The 16,297-nt window shown below is 68.2% G+C and carries 14 protein-coding genes; 5 read left to right on the top strand and 9 right to left on the bottom strand.

The window, feature by feature from the left end:
* Positions 1-72: 72 nt before the first annotated feature.
* Positions 73-2,250 (bottom strand): primosomal protein N', encoded by a 2,178-nt coding sequence (locus AC5P6H_RS02640; protein ID WP_495202351.1) that lies wholly within the window; start codon positions 2,248-2,250, stop codon positions 73-75.
* Positions 2,251-2,662: 412 nt separating this feature from the next.
* On the opposite strand from AC5P6H_RS02640, the gene AC5P6H_RS02635 reads away from it, so the two are divergent.
* The 4 genes from AC5P6H_RS02635 (at position 2,663) to sppA (ending at position 7,850) form a co-directional block, all read left to right on the top strand.
* Positions 2,663-3,667, top strand: a complete 1,005-nt coding sequence (locus tag AC5P6H_RS02635; RefSeq protein ID WP_180835836.1) for a hypothetical protein — start codon at positions 2,663-2,665, stop codon at positions 3,665-3,667.
* On the top strand, positions 3,660-4,241 hold the full coding sequence (locus tag AC5P6H_RS02630) for a DUF3106 domain-containing protein (RefSeq protein WP_032958258.1): 582 nt from the start codon (positions 3,660-3,662) through the stop codon (positions 4,239-4,241). The genes AC5P6H_RS02635 and AC5P6H_RS02630 overlap by 8 nt, the downstream gene beginning before the upstream one ends.
* 206 nt (positions 4,242-4,447) lie before the next feature.
* The gene (locus AC5P6H_RS02625; protein ID WP_046432753.1) at positions 4,448-5,812 is read left to right on the top strand and encodes an MATE family efflux transporter; all 1,365 of its coding nucleotides are present in this window, start codon (positions 4,448-4,450) and stop codon (positions 5,810-5,812) included.
* Between the two features lie 115 nt (positions 5,813-5,927).
* Positions 5,928-7,850, top strand: coding sequence for a signal peptide peptidase SppA (gene sppA, locus AC5P6H_RS02620; RefSeq protein ID WP_495202297.1), 1,923 nt, complete (start codon positions 5,928-5,930; stop codon positions 7,848-7,850).
* Between the two features lie 98 nt (positions 7,851-7,948).
* Here the strand turns inward: sppA and AC5P6H_RS02615 are convergent, their stop codons facing one another.
* Positions 7,949-8,161: a hypothetical protein gene (locus tag AC5P6H_RS02615; RefSeq protein ID WP_049408653.1), complete on the bottom strand. Its 213-nt coding sequence runs from the start codon at positions 8,159-8,161 to the stop codon at positions 7,949-7,951.
* 112 nt (positions 8,162-8,273) lie between these two features.
* Here AC5P6H_RS02615 and AC5P6H_RS02610 point away from each other — a divergent pair, with 112 nt between their 5' ends.
* Positions 8,274-9,050 (top strand): SDR family oxidoreductase, encoded by a 777-nt coding sequence (locus AC5P6H_RS02610; RefSeq protein ID WP_014038643.1) that lies wholly within the window; start codon positions 8,274-8,276, stop codon positions 9,048-9,050.
* A gap of 94 nt (positions 9,051-9,144) precedes the next feature.
* Here the strand turns inward: AC5P6H_RS02610 and AC5P6H_RS02605 are convergent, their stop codons facing one another.
* From AC5P6H_RS02605 to AC5P6H_RS02575, 7 genes are all read right to left on the bottom strand, one after another.
* Positions 9,145-9,858, bottom strand: coding sequence for a hypothetical protein (locus AC5P6H_RS02605; protein WP_041864295.1), 714 nt, complete (start codon positions 9,856-9,858; stop codon positions 9,145-9,147).
* A 34-nt stretch (positions 9,859-9,892) separates the two neighbouring features.
* Complete coding sequence (locus tag AC5P6H_RS02600; protein WP_495202296.1) at positions 9,893-10,582, bottom strand: DUF4124 domain-containing protein; 690 nt, start codon at positions 10,580-10,582, stop codon at positions 9,893-9,895.
* 43 nt (positions 10,583-10,625) lie between these two features.
* Positions 10,626-11,216 (bottom strand): L-threonylcarbamoyladenylate synthase type 1 TsaC, encoded by a 591-nt coding sequence (gene tsaC, locus AC5P6H_RS02595; protein ID WP_495202295.1) that lies wholly within the window; start codon positions 11,214-11,216, stop codon positions 10,626-10,628.
* Positions 11,217-11,344: 128 nt separating this feature from the next.
* Positions 11,345-13,837 carry a DNA topoisomerase I gene (locus tag AC5P6H_RS02590; protein WP_014648569.1) on the bottom strand — a complete coding sequence of 831 codons (2,493 nt, stop codon included), beginning with the start codon at positions 13,835-13,837 and terminating at the stop codon, positions 11,345-11,347.
* Between the two features lie 193 nt (positions 13,838-14,030).
* The gene (locus tag AC5P6H_RS02585; RefSeq protein WP_049408647.1) at positions 14,031-14,960 is read right to left on the bottom strand and encodes an RDD family protein; all 930 of its coding nucleotides are present in this window, start codon (positions 14,958-14,960) and stop codon (positions 14,031-14,033) included.
* Between the two features lie 49 nt (positions 14,961-15,009).
* Entirely contained in the window at positions 15,010-15,774 is a 765-nt protein-coding gene (locus AC5P6H_RS02580; protein WP_014648567.1) for a pilin, read from the bottom strand.
* A 39-nt stretch (positions 15,775-15,813) separates the two neighbouring features.
* Entirely contained in the window at positions 15,814-16,287 is a 474-nt protein-coding gene (locus AC5P6H_RS02575; protein ID WP_005419622.1) for a DUF494 family protein, read from the bottom strand.
* Between the last annotated feature and the right edge of the window lie 10 nt (positions 16,288-16,297).

Raw genomic sequence — 16,297 nt, 5'->3', positions numbered from 1 at the left:
CTTTTCTGCGAAAAGGGATCCGACCCCAGGGCATCGGGGTCGGATCCCACCCGACGGGTGGGCTCTGACCCCTCAATAAAGATCCGTTGGATCCACATCCAGCGACCAGCGCACCTTGCGTGCTTCCGGCAGCGCGTACAGCTGCGGAACCAGTTGCGAAAGCACGCCATGCAGCGGCGGCCGCTGCACCGCAGACAGCAGCAGCTGCGTGCGCTGGTAACCGGCCCGCCGCGGCATCGGCGCCGGCATCGGCCCGTAGGCCTCGACCACGTTCTGTTCGCCCAGCAGGTGCCGGGCTGCCAGCAGGAATGCATTGGCATGCTCCACCTGCTGCGCTTCGGCGCGCATCAGCGCCAGATGCGCGAAGGGCGGGAATCCGGCCGCCTGGCGCTGGTTCAACTCGGCTTGCGCGAACGGATGGTAGCCACCGCTCACCAGGGTTTCCAGCAGCGGGTGCCCGGGGTGATGGGTCTGCAGCCAGACCTCGCCCGGGTCGCGCGCACGTCCCGCGCGACCGGCCACCTGGATCAGCTGCTGCGCCAGTTTTTCGCTGGCGCGGAAGTCGGCTGAGAACAGGCCCTCATCGATACCCACCACCACCACCAGGGTCAGCTTGGGCAGGTCGTGGCCCTTGGCCAGGATCTGCGTGCCGACCAGGATGCCGGGCTGGTCGCCCAGTTTCGCCAGCTGCTGTTCCAGCGCGTCGCGCCGTGAGGTGGTGCCGCGGTCGATGCGCACCACCGGGAAGTCGGCGAAGGCCGCAGTGAGATGTTCTTCCAGGCGTTCGGTACCGATGCCCTGCGGTTGCAGTGCCAGGCTGCCGCAGGCCGGACATGCCAGCGGCGCCGGTTGCCGCGCGCCGCAGTGGTGGCACTGCAGGCGACGACCGCCACCATGCACGGTCATCGGCGCATCGCAGCGCTGGCATGGCGCGGTCCAGCCGCAGTCGTGGCACAGCAGCACCGGTGCGTAGCCGCGGCGGTTCTTGAACACCAGCACCTGCTGGCCACGCTGCAGATGCTCCCCGATGCCGGCCAGCACATCGGCCGAGAGGCCGTCATGCAGCGGGCGCTTGCGTACATCGAGGATGCGCACGCGCGGTGGCCGCGCATCGCCGGCGCGCTGTTTCAGGCGCAGGTGGGTGTAACGCCCGGCGTAGGCGTTGTGCAGGGTTTCCAGCGAGGGCGTGGCACTGCCCAGCAACACCGGAACGCCCAGCCACTTGGCCCGGACCAGGGCGAAATCGCGCGCGTGGTAACGGATGCCGTCCTGCTGCTTGTAGCTGCCGTCGTGTTCCTCGTCGACGATCAGCAGGCCGGCCTGGGGCAGCGGCGTGAACACCGCTGAGCGGGTGCCGACGATGACGCGCGCTTCGCCGCGTGAGGCCGCTGCCCAGACGCGCGCGCGCTCGTTGTCGTTCAACCCCGAGTGCAGCGCATGCACGGCGATGCCGAGGCGGCCACGGAAGCGTGCCAGGGTCTGCGGGGTCAGGCCGATTTCCGGCACCAGCACCAGCGCCTGCCTGCCCTGCGCCAGGCAATGGATGATCGCCTGCAGGTATACCTCGGTCTTGCCGCTGCCGGTCACGCCATCCAGCAGGAACGGCCGGAAGCCGTCGGCGGCATTGATCGCGGCCACCGCCTCGGCCTGGTCCGGGTTGAGCGTGGGACCGGGCAGTGGCTGCGCGTGTTGGGGGGCCACGCTCAGCGCAACCCGCTCGGCCAGCCCGCGCTTGGCCAGGCTGCGCGCGGCGGTGCGCCAGTCCTGCATGCGTTCGCCCAGCACGTCCTCATCCACGATGGCTTCGGCCAGCAGCTCGGCCAGTTGCCGTGGACGGCTGCCGGCGCGCAGCTTTTCACGCTGGGCGTGGCCTTCGGTGGTCAGCTGCCAACCCCAGTGGTGTGTGTCGGGCAGGACCTCGCCATGGCGCAGCGGGCCGGGCAGGGCGGTGCTCAGCACCTCGCCCAGTGGCGCATGGGTGTAGCGCGCCAGCCATTGCAGGCTCTGCCACAGTTCCCCCTGCAGCAGCGGCTGCGGGTCGCACCAGGCCAAGGCCTGGCGCAGTCCCTGGCCGTCGTCGGTCTGGCCGTGCCCCACCACCACACCGACCAGCTCCCGGTTGCCGAACGGCACCTTCAGGCGGCAGCCGACCGCGACCGCCGGTGCATCGCCCTCCGGCGACAGGTAGTCGAACAGGCGGGGCAGGGGGACAGGCAGTGCGACCTGCAGGGTCGGAATCGGTGAAAGCATCGGGCCAGTGTAACGGGCCATGCGCGCGCGAACGGCAGCAGCGGGAGCGGCGGGGCGGCGCCCGTTGAATCATAAATGTCACCTAAATATCGGTGTCCATTGGAGATTCAGTCTTATCCACATGTTCTGTGGATAACGTTGTGCGTTAACGGCCATCGGAAACGTAGAAGGCCGATGGCGACGGCCTCACGCTTGGGTTGGTCAAAAAATCGCCACACGACAAAAGACAATAAAATCAATATCTTAAGTGTGAAACAATGCTGAAACAGAGTGAATTCAGCCCGAAGCCACAGTTTTCGCCGGAGGGGGCGTGGTGCTGTGCACAACCTGCAGCACGAAGTGCCTGTGGGCGCAAGTCCTACGGGCGTCGATGGCCTGCCGCTATCATGCCGGCAGACCTTTGGAGTGACCGATGACGGCTGTGCCCGCCCCTGTTTCCTCGACCGCGGCCGGCGCGCTGTCGGCGTTCCTGCGTGGCGTCGAGCGCCGTGCCCTGGTGGTCGCTGAACTGCAGTGCGGCGATGCCGCGCGTGCCGAGCAGACCCTGGTGGCGGTGATGCGCGCCTTTGCCGCAGTGGCCAGCGACCTGCCGATGGCGCAGTGGCCGACCCGCTTCTGGACCCTTCTGGGCCAGCGCCAGGCGCTGCGCGAGCCGGTGGGCGGGCAGTGGCTGCCGCCGTTGGCCGTGCTGGGCGCGATGCCGCCGCTGCCGCGCCTTGCGCTGCTGCTGCGGGTGGGGGGCAGCCTGGACGAGGGCATCGCCATGCGCGTGCTCGACCAGGACGAGGCCGGCTACCAGCACCTGCTGGCCGACGCCTGCCCGCGTGATGCCCACGGCCAGCCGGATGCCTCGGCCTGGCGCCAGTTGGCCGAACAGGTGCAGGCGCGTATCCGTGAGTTGCCGGCCGCGCGCCTGCAGCAGCTGCAACAACCCGCCGCCGCGACCGCCCACAATGAAGCCCCGACCCCGAGCTGGCGCGCACCGCAGCGCGATGAGCGGGCGGCCGCCAATGGCAAGCGCCGTCGCACGAACGCCAAGCCACGTTGGCGCGGTCCGCTGATCCTGCTGGCGACCGTGGCGGTACTGTTGGCCGCAGCGCTGGGCTGGCGCCACTGGCAGGGGCATTCCTTCGGCAGTGATGCACCGCTGCCGGAGGGGGTGGTGGGCGAAGCCGGTCCGGTGACGGTGGAAGCCCTGCCACCCAGCAAGGTCAACGCCACGCCGGATGCGACCACGGCCCAGGCCACGGACGACGCAGCGATGCTGGCCGATCGTGACTACCCGCTGGTTGCCGATGCCGACCTGTACGCGTGGACTGCCGCGGGCGGCCCGCTGCCGGTGGATGAATCGCAATCCAGGCCGAGCCGGCCGGAGCCGGCCAGTGCCACGCTGGAAACCGCTGCTGCCGATGAATAAGTCCGTGTTCGCCAGCCTGCTGCTGGCCCTGCCGTTGTCGCTGTCTGCCGCGCCGCAATCGTTGAACGTGCCGTTGCCGCCACCGACGTCGCCGGCCACGCCGGTGGCTTCGCCAGCACCGTCGACGGCAGCACCCTCTGGCTTCGCCCAGCTCGATGCGCAGCAGCAGCGCCAGCGCCGCGCCGACTACGCCGCCTGGCGGGCGCTGCCGGAAGGAGAGCGCGAGCGCATCCGCCAGGCGGCTGCGCGATTCAATGCGCTGCCTGCGGACCAGCAGCAGCGCCTGCGCCAACAGTTCCGCGACCAGGACCAGGCGTTCCGCGACGGGTGGCGGCTGGGCCCGCAACTGGGCCTGGAATTCCCCAAGCTGCATGGCTTGTTCGGCTTCGTGCCGCCGGAACAGCGCGAGACCGCGCTGGCCGTACTGCGCCAGCTCAGCCCGGCGCAGCTGGCCCAGCTGACTCTGGTCGCGCAGCGCACGCCACCGCAGGAACGCGACGCAGTGCGCAGCGCTTTCCTCGCCGTGCCCGCCGCCGAGCGCGACAGCTGGCTCAAGCGCCAGGCCGGCCAGTAAAAAAGGGGACGGAGGGGATTAAGTCGCATCCGGCACTAGTGGGCCTGAAACGACTTAATCCCCTCCGTCCCCTTTTTGTGTGGGGCGGCTGAAACCCAGCATTCACGCCATGTCATGGGATTGCACGCGCCGCCCGCGTAAGATGGGCGCCCGCAACCCGGTGCCTGTGCCCTTCGCGCGCAACCGCAGTTCGCGTCAAGCACCTTATGTCTACTGCAACCTCCACGCCGCGCTTCAGCAAGGAAGTCGGCGCCACCGGTCTGCTCGCCCTGCCGCTTGTGCTGGGCCATGTGTCCACCGGTCTGATCTCCTTCGTCGACAACGTGATTGCCGGCCACCACGCCACGGCCACACTGGCCGCCGTCACCATCGGTACGGCGCTGCTGTGGCTGCCGATGCTGATTCCGATCGGCACCCTGATCTCGCTCACCGCCTCGGTGTCGCAGCTGCATGGCGCCGGCCGCGAGCGCGAGATCGGCCCGCTGTTCCGCCAGGCACTGTGGCTGGCCTTGGGGCTGGGCCTGATCATGTTCACCTTCCTCACCGTGGTGCCGCCGCTGCTGCCGTCGTTCGGCATCGCGCCGGACATCGTGCCGGGGGCGACCGCGTTCCTGCATGCGGTGCGCTGGGGCGGACCTGCGCTGACCCTGTACTTCTGCATGCGCTATCTCAGTGAAGGCATGCACTGGACGCTGCCGACGATGCTGCTCGGCTTCGGTGGCCTGCTGGTGCTGGCACCGATGGGCTATGTGCTGGCCAACGGCAAGCTCGGCTTCCCGGAAATGGGCGCCGAAGGCCTGGGCATCGCCTCGGCGGTGATGATGTGGCTGCAGGCGATCGCCTTCGCCACCTACCTGTGGTTCACCAGGCGCTTCGCCCATCTGCAGCTGTTCTCGCATTTCGAAGGGCCGCGCTGGAAGGCGATCTGGGACTTGCTGCGCACCGGCCTGCCGATCGGCATCACCGTGCTGATGGAGGGCGGCCTGTTCATCGTCACCGCGCTGCTGATCGGCCGCCTTGGTGCCAACGAAGCCGCTGCGCACCAGATCGCGATCAACGTCGCGCAGCTGTGCTTCATGATCCCGATGGGCGTGGCCGAGGCCACCACCGTGCGCGTCGGCCATGCGGTCGGCCGTGGTGACGGCTTCGGCGTGCGGCGTGCGGCCTGGGCCGGTTACGCGATCATCATGGGCACGCAGACGTTGTCGGCGGCGGTGCTGCTGTTCGGCCACGATGCCATCGTCGGTGTGTACACCAACGACCTGGCGGTGGCCGGCCTGGCCTCGACCCTGCTGCTGTACGCGGCCACCTTCCAGTTCCCGGACGGCATCCAGGTGCTGTCGGCCGGCGCGCTGCGCGGCCTGAAGGACACCCGCGTGCCGATGTTCATCGCCATGTTCGCGTACTGGGGCCTGGGCATGCCGCTCGGCGCCGGGCTCGGCCTGGGGCTGGGCATGGGCCCGCAGGGCATGTGGATCGGCCTGATCGTCGGCTTGACCGCCGCTGCCATCCTGATGGGCTGGCGCCTGCGCCGCAGCAGCCAGCGCATCGGGCAATCCGCGCTGTCCTGATCTTCCCGCCCGCCACGTTCACCCGTGACGGGCGATCCCCTGACTTGTGTCCGATGCTGCATCACGCGGCACCGGCTATGCTGGTACCACGGCAAGAAGCCATCCGGAGCGTTCCATGAATCAACCCGTGCCCCCGCTGCCCCCGGCGCGTCGCAACCCCGTCGCCAGTTTCTTCATCGGGCTGTGGGACGTCATGAACTTCACCCGCCGGTTGATCCTCAACCTGGTGTTCTTCGGCCTGCTGTTCCTGCTGCTGGTGATGTTCGTCATCGCCGCCGGCATGGGTGCCGGTGCCAGCAAGTCGCTGCAGGACCGCACGACGCTCGTGATCGCGCCGGAAGGCCGCTTGGTCGAGCAGTTCAGCGCCGACCCGGTCAGCCGCGCGCTGGCCAAGGCGGTGGGTGACAACGGCGCCGAGGAGATCCAGCTGCGCGATCTGCTGCGGGTGATCGAGTCGGCCAAGGAAGACAAGAAGATCGAGCGCGTGGTGCTGGAGCTGGACAAGCTGCAGCCGTCCGGTTTCGCCTCGCTGCGTGAGGTGGCCGCCGCGCTGCAGGACCTGCGCGCCTCCGGCAAGCAGCTGGTGGCCTACAGCGAGAGCATGGGCCAGTCGCAGTACCTGCTGGCCGCGCAGGCCGACGAGGTCTACCTGGACCCGATGGGTTCGGTCGTGCTCGAAGGCCTCGGCCGCTACCGCCAGTACTTCCGCACCGGCCTGCAGGACAAGCTGGGCGTGGACGTGCACCTGTTCAAGGTGGGCGAGTACAAGTCCGCGGCCGAGCCGTACGTGCTCGACGCGGCGTCGCCGGCCTCCAAGGAAGCCGACCTGTTCTGGATGAACGACGTGTGGCAGCGCTACCTGGGCGACATCGCCAAGGCCCGCCGCCTGGATCCGGCACAGCTGGCCGCCGGCATCGACACCCTGCCGGAAGGCATCGCTGCCGCCGGTGGTGACCTGGCCAAGTTCGCCCTGCAGCAGAAGCTGGTGACCGCGCTGAAGACCCGCGAGGAATTCGAGGATCTGATGATCGAGCGCGGCGTGGCCGACGAGGATGCCGACGGTGGTTTCCGCAACGTTGACTTCGGCCGCTACCTGGCCCTGCTCGACGCGCGCCGCAACCCGGTGGACTCGCGTCCGCAGGTGGCCGTGGTGGTGGCCGCCGGCGAAATCAGTGGCGGTGACCTGCCGGCCGGCCGCATCGGTGGCGAGTCGACCTCGGCGCTGCTGCGTGCCGCGCGCGACGACGACAACGTGAAGTCGGTGGTGCTGCGGGTGGATTCGCCGGGCGGTGAAGTGTTCGCCTCCGAGCAGATCCGTCGTGAAGTGGTAGCCCTGCAGGCCGCTGGCAAGCTGGTCGTGGTGTCGATGGGTGATCTGGCCGCTTCCGGTGGCTACTGGATCAGCATGAACGCCGATCGCATCTATGCCGATCCGTCGACCATCACCGGTTCGATCGGCATCTTCGGCATGGTGCCGAACTTCAGCCGCGCGCTGGACAAGATCGGCGTGCACACCGACGGTGTCGGCACCACCCGCTTCGCCGGCGCCTTCGATGTCACCCGCCCGATGGACCCGGCCGTCGGCCAGGTCATCCAGACGGTGATCAACAAGGGCTACGCGGACTTCACCGGCCGTGTCGCCGACGCCCGCAAGAAGCCGGTCGAGGCCGTGGACGAGGTCGCCCGTGGCCGCGTGTGGAGCGGTGCACAGGCCAAGGAACGCGGCCTGGTCGACGCCTTCGGTGGCCTGAAGGACGCGGTGGCCGATGCGGCCAGCCGCGCCAAGCTGGGCAAGGCCGATGCCTATCGCGTGCGCTACATCGAGAAGGCAGCCACGCCGTTCGCACAGTTCGTCAGCGGTTTCGCCGGCAGCCGCGCCGGTGCCTGGATGCTGTCCGATTCGGGGATGGCGCGGATGATGCTGGCACGCACGATGCCGGAAGTGGACACTCAGTTGCGCTTCGTCGAGAACGCGGCCCGCGAGAAGGGCAATGGCGCTCCGGTGAAGGCGCTGGCGTACTGCTTCTGCGGATTCTGATCGGCAACGGTACCGAATGAAAACGCCCGGCTCTGGCCGGGCGTTTTCGTTCATGGGGTCGGATTCCTTGGCAGCACAAAGGTCTCTGACCCCACAGGTCATTGCCTCGCGTCTGCTTCGGCCTTGCGCTCACGCGCAGCGGCATCATCGACGGTTTTCTGCACGTCCTTGGCGCGGTCCAGCGGGTCGTTGATCGCACGCGACATCGCTCGTGGCACCGGTGGCTTCTCCGGGTTCGGCGTGGGCGGCCGCTGGCAGGCCGCCAGCAGCAGGCTGGCCAGCAGCGACGTGGACAGGATCAGGATGCGCATGGCGGCTCTCCGCGGTGGGCGTATGGGCAAGTGTCGCATCCCCGGCCGAGCGCTGCCGTGAGCGCGTATCCTTGCGGCATCGAAACACAGCGGGCGCGGCCCCGGAGGACTCATGACCCAGCAACGGTGGCGCCTGGACGGCCAGACGGCCCTGATCACGGGTGCCAGCGCCGGTATTGGCCTGGCCATTGCGCACGAACTGGCTGGCCTCGGCGCCGACCTGATGATCGTCGGCCGCGACATCGACATGCTGGAAACGGCGCGCGACGAACTGCTGGATGTCTATCCGCAGCACCAGGTGCACGCGCTGGCGGCCGATGTCTCCGATGACGAGGACCGTCGGCAGATCCTGGACTGGGTGGAAGATCACAGCGATGGCCTGCACATCCTGGTCAACAATGCCGGTGGCAACGTCACCAAGGCGGCCACGGAATATTCCGAGGACGAATGGCGCAAGATCTTCGAGACCAACCTGTTCTCGGCCTTCGAGCTGTCGCGCTACGCGCATCCGCTGCTGGCCCGGCACGCGTCGTCGTCGATCGTCAATGTCGGCAGCGTGTCCGGGCTGACCCATGTGCGCAGTGGCGTGGTCTATGGCATGACCAAGGCGGCGATGCACCAGATGACCCGCAACCTGGCCGTCGAGTGGGCGGAGGATGGGATCCGGGTCAACGCGGTGGCGCCCTGGTACATCCGCACGCGGCGCACGTCCGGTCCGTTGTCGGACCCGGACTACTACGAGGAAGTGATCAACCGCACGCCGATGCGCCGCATCGGCGAGCCGGAGGAAGTGGCCGCAGCCGTTGGCTTCCTGTGCCTGCCGGCGGCCAGCTATGTCACCGGCGAATGCATCGCGGTGGATGGCGGCTTCCTGCGCTACGGGTTCTGATCTTCCAAAGGGTAGTGCCGGCCGCTGGCCGGCAACTGGAATCATTTGAAGATCCTGCGATTGCCGGCCAGCGGCCGGCACTACCGGGTGGCTGTCACCCCGGTACCGGGCAGTTGCTGGCCTCCAGCACGCCCTGCAGCCGTTCGCGTTCCCCACGGGCGTTGTCGCGGTTTTCCGGCGAGGCGAACCGCTCACGGCCACGTGCGTCGCGGAAGCGTTGCTGCCAGCTGCTGCAGCGCTGCGCGTCCGGCAGTTCCTCGCAGCGGTCGCGCACCACTTCGCAGCCGGCGGCATTGACCGGCGTGGCGCCGCCCAGTCCCTGCACGGTCATCAGTTCGCAGCGCCCGGGGGCGGCTTCGTATTCGTGCAGGTAGCCACCGCCCTGGCTGTCGGTGCACTGGAAGATCGGTGGCAGCGGCGGCTTCGGCGGCGCATTGCTGTCCGGCGCGGCATCGGCCTGGCGTGGCAGCGATGCACTGTCGAGTATCAGATCGCCGCCTTCGCGTTCGACCATGCCAGCTTCCATGATCGTGCGTCCTTCGCCGGGGCGACGAGGCGCGGGTGCGGGAACGGACGGCGCAGTGGCCGCGGCCGGTCCGGGCGCGGCCGGCACGGGTGCCGCTGAGGCCGGCGCCGGCGGAGCACTGGCCGGCACCCTCACCACCTGCTGCTTGCTGCCGGCAGGGCAGGGCGTGCGTTGCAGGGTGGGCACATCGCTGCTGCTGGAGGTACAACGGTAGATCACCCCGTCGTCGGCCAACGCGTTGCCGGCGAACAGGCCCAGGGCCAGCCAGATCAGGTTCTTCATGCGCACAGCGTACATGCCCCGGCACGCATCGCGCTCAGCGTTCGCAGTCCCGCGACAGGCGCGCGTCGATGCCGCGCTGTTCATTGCTGATGGCGGTGCGCTCACTCTGCAGCGCGCTGTTGTAACGGCGGTCCAGTTCCCAGCGGCGGTCACGCAGGCGCGCACAGACGTCCTGCGGCGGCAGCGCATGGCAGCTGTCACGGACCAGCACGCTGCCGGCCGGCACCTGCACGCCGACGCCCACCGCAGGCGGCCGGTAGCCTGTGCCTTCACCGATCGGCGCACCGACCGGCGTGCCGAAGCCCAGGCGTGGACCGGGATGGACCGCGCCGTGGTGCCCGTGCGGGAGCCACACGCTGGTCCACAACGGGACCCAGCGCGGATTGCCCTCGTTGCTGTCGCTGGTGTAGCGGCGACCGTCGTCGCTCACGCACTCGTACAACGGTTGTGGCGGCTGGATGTAGACGTGGCGGACTTCGCGATCGCGCATCACCGGAACCTCGCTGGGCGCCGCGGGAGGGGCGTCACTGCGCACCACCCGGGGTGCCGGATCGCGCGGGCGCTGCAGGTCACGCACCTCCTGCCGGCCGCTGCTGCAGGGCCTGTCCTGCAGGGCCACGGCGCCATTGCTGGCGACGCAGCGGTAGACGCGCACGTCCTCGGCGGCCGATGCGGTCCATGGCAGCAGCAGGCACAGGCCCAGGGCGGTGCGCAGCAGGTTCATGGCGGCAGGGTGCGTGATTGTGCGTGGCAGTGCAATCGTCCGCTCAGGAGCGCAGCACGTTGCCGCTGAGCGCGTCGCGGATCGGGGTGGGCTGGGCCAGGCCGCCGGTTTCGCCATCGAGGATGCCATCGAGCAGGCGCAGCAGGCGTGGATCCAGCTCGGCACGGCTGCGTGCCGGTGGTTCACCGGCCAGGTTGGCGCTGGTGGAGACGAGGGGACCCCCCCAGGCGCTGCACAGGGCGGCGACCAGCGGGTGCGCGCTGATGCGCACGGCGATGCCGCTGTGCTCGCCGGTAATCCAGGGCTGGGCGCGCGGACCGGCCGGCAGGATCCAGGTGTTGGCACCCGGCCAGCTGGCCAGCACCGCGCGCTGGCGGGCATCGGGCAACGCCTGCAGGCGCACCCAGCCCTCCAGCTGCGACAATTCGGCGGCGACCAGGATCATGCCCTTCTCGATCGGGCGCTGCTTCAGCCGCAGCACCATGTGCACCGCCGCCTCATGCGAGGGATCACAGCCCAGGCCCCAGACCGCTTCGGTCGGATAGGCGATCACGCCGCCGGCGCGGAGCGTGGCGACAGCAGAGTCCAGGGTGAGTTCTTTCATGGCGGCGACCGGCCCGACGTGGGCCCCCATTATCCCCCTGCGGCGTGCAGAAGGGGTGGACCCTGGCCCGGTAGTGCCGGCCGCTGGCCGGCATCGGGTGCTTCTGGATGTTGCCGGCCAGCGGCCGGCACTACCCCTTATCCACGCATGGCGTGAATCTACTTCGCGGCTTTCTTGACGGCCTTCTTCGCCGGTGCCTTCTTTGCAGCGGCCTTCTTTACCACGGCCTTCTTCGCCGCCTTCTTGGCAGGCGCTTTCTTGGCTGCGGCCTTCTTCGGCGCCGCTTCCTTCTTCACCGCCGCCTTCTTGGCCGGTGCCTTCTTCGCGGCAGCCTTCTTGGCGCCGAAGCCCTTGCGCACGGGCTTGCCGGTTTCTTCCATCAGCTGCTGCACTTCGGCCAGGGTCAGCGATGCCGGCTCGCGATCCTTGGGGATCTTGCCGTTCATCCTGCCGTCGCTGATGTACGGGCCGAAGCGGCCGTTCAGCACTTGGATGTCGCTGCCCTCGAACTCCTTGATGATCCGGTTGCGCGCGATCTCTTCCTTCTCTTCGATCAGGAACACGGCGCGGGCCAGGTCGATGGTGTACGGGTCGTCTTCCTTCTTCAGCGAGGCATAGGTGCTGCCGCGCTTGGCGAACGGGCCGAAGCGGCCGATGCCGACGCTGACCGGCTCGCCGTTGTCCTCGCCCAGCGCGCGTGGCATCAGGAACAGTTCCAGCGCGTCTTCCAAGGATATGGTGTGCATCGACTGGCCGGGGCGCAGCGAGGCGAATTTCGGCTTCTCCTCGGCGTCCTCGGCGGTGCTGCCGATGGCGGCGTAAGGCCCGAAGCGGCCGAGGCGCACGCTGACCGGCTTGCCGGTCTTCGGGTCGGTGCCGAGCTCGCGCGCGCCACTGGCCTCGGCGCGGTCCACCGATTCCTTCTTGTCTTCCACCAGCTCCTTGAACGGCTCCCAGAAGCGGGCCATCAGCGGGATCCACTCTTCTTCGCCACGCGAGACGGCGTCGAGCTCGTCTTCGAGCTTGGCGGTGAAGTCGTAGTCCACGTACTGGGTGAAGTGGCTGGACAGGAACTTGGACACCGCGCGGCCGACGTCGGACGGGCGGAAGCTGCGGCCTTCCATTTCCACGTACTTGCGGAACAGCAGGGTCTGGATGATCGAGGCGTAGGTCGACGGACGGCCGATGCCGTACTCTTCCAGCGCCTTCACCAGCGCCGCTTCGGTGTAGCGCGGCGGCGGCTGGGTGAAATGCTGCTCGGCCTGGATGCGTTCCAGCGGCACGCGGTCGCCCGGCTTCATCGCCGGCAGCTTGCGGCCTTCGTCCTCGTCTTCGGCGCTCTTGTTGTCCTTGCCTTCCTCGTACACGGCCAGGAAGCCGGGCACCACCACTGTGGTACCGCTGGCACGGAACACGTGCTCGCTGCCAGCGGACAGGTCGACGCTGACCGTGTTGAGCGTGGCCGGGATCATCTGGCAGGCGACGGCGCGCTTCCAGATCAGTTCGTACAGGCGGCGCTCGTCGTCGGTCAGGAAGCGGGCGACCTGCGACGGAGTGCGCAGGGCCGAGGTCGGGCGCACCGCCTCGTGCGCTTCCTGGGCGTTCTTGGACTTGGTCTGGTAGGTGTTCGGCTGGTCGGGCAGCGAGGCGATGCCGTAATCACGGGCGATCACGTCGCGGATTTCGGCCAGCGCGTCCTGCGACAGGTTCACCGAGTCGGTACGCATGTACGAGATGAGGCCGACGGTGCCTTCGTCACCGATCGCCACGCCTTCATACAGCTTCTGCGCCACCTGCATGGTCTTGCGGGTGGTGAAACCGAGCTTGCGCGAGGCTTCCTGCTGCAGGGTGGAGGTGGTGAACGGCGGCGCCGGGCGGCGCTTGCGCTCCTTGCTGGCCACGTCGGTGACATGCAGCGAGCCCTGCGCGGCCTGCTGGATGCGCAGGCGGGCGGCTTCGGCGGTGTCGCCGTCGGTGATGGTGAACTGCTCGAATTTCTGCCCGTCCAGCTTGACCAGCTTGGCGTTGAAGTGCTGCGACGGGTGTGCGCACTCGGCGGCGATCGACCAGTACTCGCGGGCGATGAAGGCTTCGATCTCTTCCTCGCGCTCGACGATCATGCGCAGCGCCGGGCTCTGCACGCGGCCGGCGGACAGGCCGCGCTGGACCTTGCGCCACAGCACCGGCGACAGGTTGAAGCCGACCAGGTAGTCCAGCGCGCGGCGCGCCTGCTGGGCATCGACCAGGTCGCTGGCGATCGCGCGCGGCTGGCTGATCGCTTCCTTGATGGCGCGCGGGGTGATCTCGGTGAACACCACGCGCTGCATCGGCTTGTCCTTGACCAGCCCGCGTTCCTTCAGGATCTCGGCGATATGCCAGCTGATCGCTTCACCTTCGCGATCCGGGTCGGTCGCCAGAAGGATGTCGTCGGCGCCCTTGGCGGCCTTGGCGATCGCGTCGACATGTTTTTCGTTCTTGTCGATCACGTCGTAGTGCATGGCGAACCCGTTGTCCGGGTCGACCGCGCCTTCCTTCGGAATCAGGTCACGCACATGCCCATACGAGGCCAGGACGGTGTAGTCCTTGCCGAGGTATTTGTTGATCGTCTTGGCCTTGGCCGGCGATTCGACGATGAGCAGGTGCTTGGGCATGGCAGCAGTGTCTGTGGGGCGAGCCGCAGGGGAGGGGCCGCTAGGGTGGAGCAAACGGCCGCATTAGTGAAGCGGCCACGGACAAATCAATACGCTGAACGCCCGGTAGTGTGCCGGGCGTTCAGGTTTCACCTTATTAGAGGAATCACGCCCGGCCAGCCCCTGTCAAGCAGCCAGACGTGAGGATGGCCGTTCATGAGGCCATCTTGGCGATGAAGCCGACCGCGGCCACCAGCACCACCAGGCCCGCCAGCACCAGCAGGCCGGTGAGCACCAGGATCACGATGGTGACCGTGCCCAGCTCATGGCGCTGCAGGTGCGGCTGGTCGGTGTAGGCCCAGCGGTCGACCACCAGGGTGTCGCAGATCATGTCGTGCAGGCCCTGCTTGCGCTCGGTGAAGGCGGCCATCAGGAAGCCGATGCCGAGGGTGAAGCTGCTCAGCAGCATGGCCCAGTAGCGGCCGAAGGCGCGGCCCTTGGTCAGGCGATCGCCGTTGCTGCGCACGACCTTGATGCCGACCGCCATCTTGCCCAGCGTGGCGCCACCCTGCGAGGAATGGAACCAGGTGTAGTAGGCAACGCCGATGGCCATGTTGATCAGCGCGCTGGCCACCTGCGCGACGATTTCGATGGAGGTCTCGCCGCTGCCCACCGCGCCCATGCTGGCGCCAAGCACCACGCCGATGATGGCGCCGATGATGCCGCCCGGAATGGCCAGCACGAAATAGTCGATCATGTACGCCGCTACGCGCTTCCAGAAGCCTGCGTAGACCACCTCGCCGCCGATCACCGGCTGCGGGCCACCGGCACCGGAAGCGGCCGGGGCGCTGTAGGGCGAGCTGCTGAGCGCACCCGTGCCAGGCAGCGGTGCAGTGCCGTTGTCGATGGCGGCGTAGTCGCCGCGCAGGTCGAAGCCGCCGCTGGCGGTGGCCGTGCTGGCATCAGCCAGTGTCTGCAGGCCGAGCTCATCGACCACCTGGCGCAGTGCAGCCCACTGGGCCATGCCTTCGCGCCAGACCAGGGTGTCCAGGTTCAGTTCGCCCCGCTGGAAGCGCTGGCGGATTTCCTGGACCGGCAGCGGGCCCTGGCGTTGCTGTCCTTCGGCGTAGTACCACTCGGTCATTGCATGTTCCCTGTTGGATCGTCCTTGGAGGTGCTGCCGTGCGCGTGGCTCAGCCGCGGCACGACGGCGGCAGGTACTTGTCGTCGCTTTCACCGCTGCATTCCCAGCGGCCGCTGTCGCGATCATATTCCAGCCACAGCAGGTCGCCATCGAGGCTCTTGCCGGGCACGGCCAGCGTTGCTTCGATGCCGCAGTGGCCGTTGTTGAAGCGGCCGATGTTCACCGCCGACAGGCCGGCCTGGGTGAAATCACCCGGCGCCGGGAAACCGGCATCGTTGGCACCGGGGCAGCGGCCTTCGTCGTCGGCGAAGTGCTGCACCTGCTGTTTCAGCGGCTGCAGGGCATTGACCGCGGTGGCAACCTTGGCACGCACGGTGTAGTCGTTGTAGGCAGGCAGGGCGATCGCCGCGAGGATGGCCATGACCGGCACCAGCACCAGCAGCAGGCCGCCGCCGATGATCGCGGTCAGGGCGCAGCCGGAGAGCTTCTTTTTCGGCGGCGGCAGCACCCCGGCCGGGGTCTGCGTGGCATAGGGCGTGGACGGTGGCAGCACCGGTGGTTGCGGCGGCGGCGGCGCAACCGGTTCCGGTTCGGGCTCCGGCTCGGGTTCCACGGCCGGCGCGGCGACGTCCAGCGCCGGCACGATCAGGCCCAGCTCATCGACCACGCTGCGCAACGGCTGCCATTGCGGCAGGCCGTCGCGCCAGACCAGGGTGTCCAGGGAGATCTGGTTGTTGCGGAACAACTCGACCAACTGTTCCGCCGGCAGCGGGCCTTGCTGCCGGTTGCCTTCTGCGTGGAACCACTCGCTCACGGGGACGCTCCTGAATGCGCTATGCCCCCAAGTGTACGGTCAGTGCAGGGGTTCTGGCTCGTCCATGAACATCTGCGTCTCCATCCAGGCGTAGGCCGCTTCGGAGCCGGGCTGGTTGAACAGCACCATCAGCACGACCCACTTCAGGTCGTCCAGGTCCAGTTCGTCCTGGTCCAGGGCCATCGCCCGGTCCAGCACCAGCTCGCGCTGGTCGGCGTCGAGGATGCCGTGCTGTTCCAGGTACAGCAGGAAGCCGCGGCATTCCACGTCCAGCTTGTCCAGCTCGGGGCCGTGGTAGATGCGCACGGGGCCATCGACCCGCGCCTGGGCCACGCTCGGCCGCTGCGCGGCCAGGGCATCGAGCCAGTCGAACGCCTTGTTGATCTCGGTGGGGCTGAAACCGGCCTGGATCAGGCCGTTCTGGAGCGAATCGCGGTCACGGATCAGGTCCGCATCTTCGCTGAAATAGTGTTCAAACAGGTACAGCAGTACATCCAGGATGCTCTCTTTCATTGCCCCTCGG

The organism is Stenotrophomonas sp. YJH_SMC_110, assembly GCF_059369255.1.
This window is presented reverse-complemented; position numbering and strand designations above follow the sequence as displayed.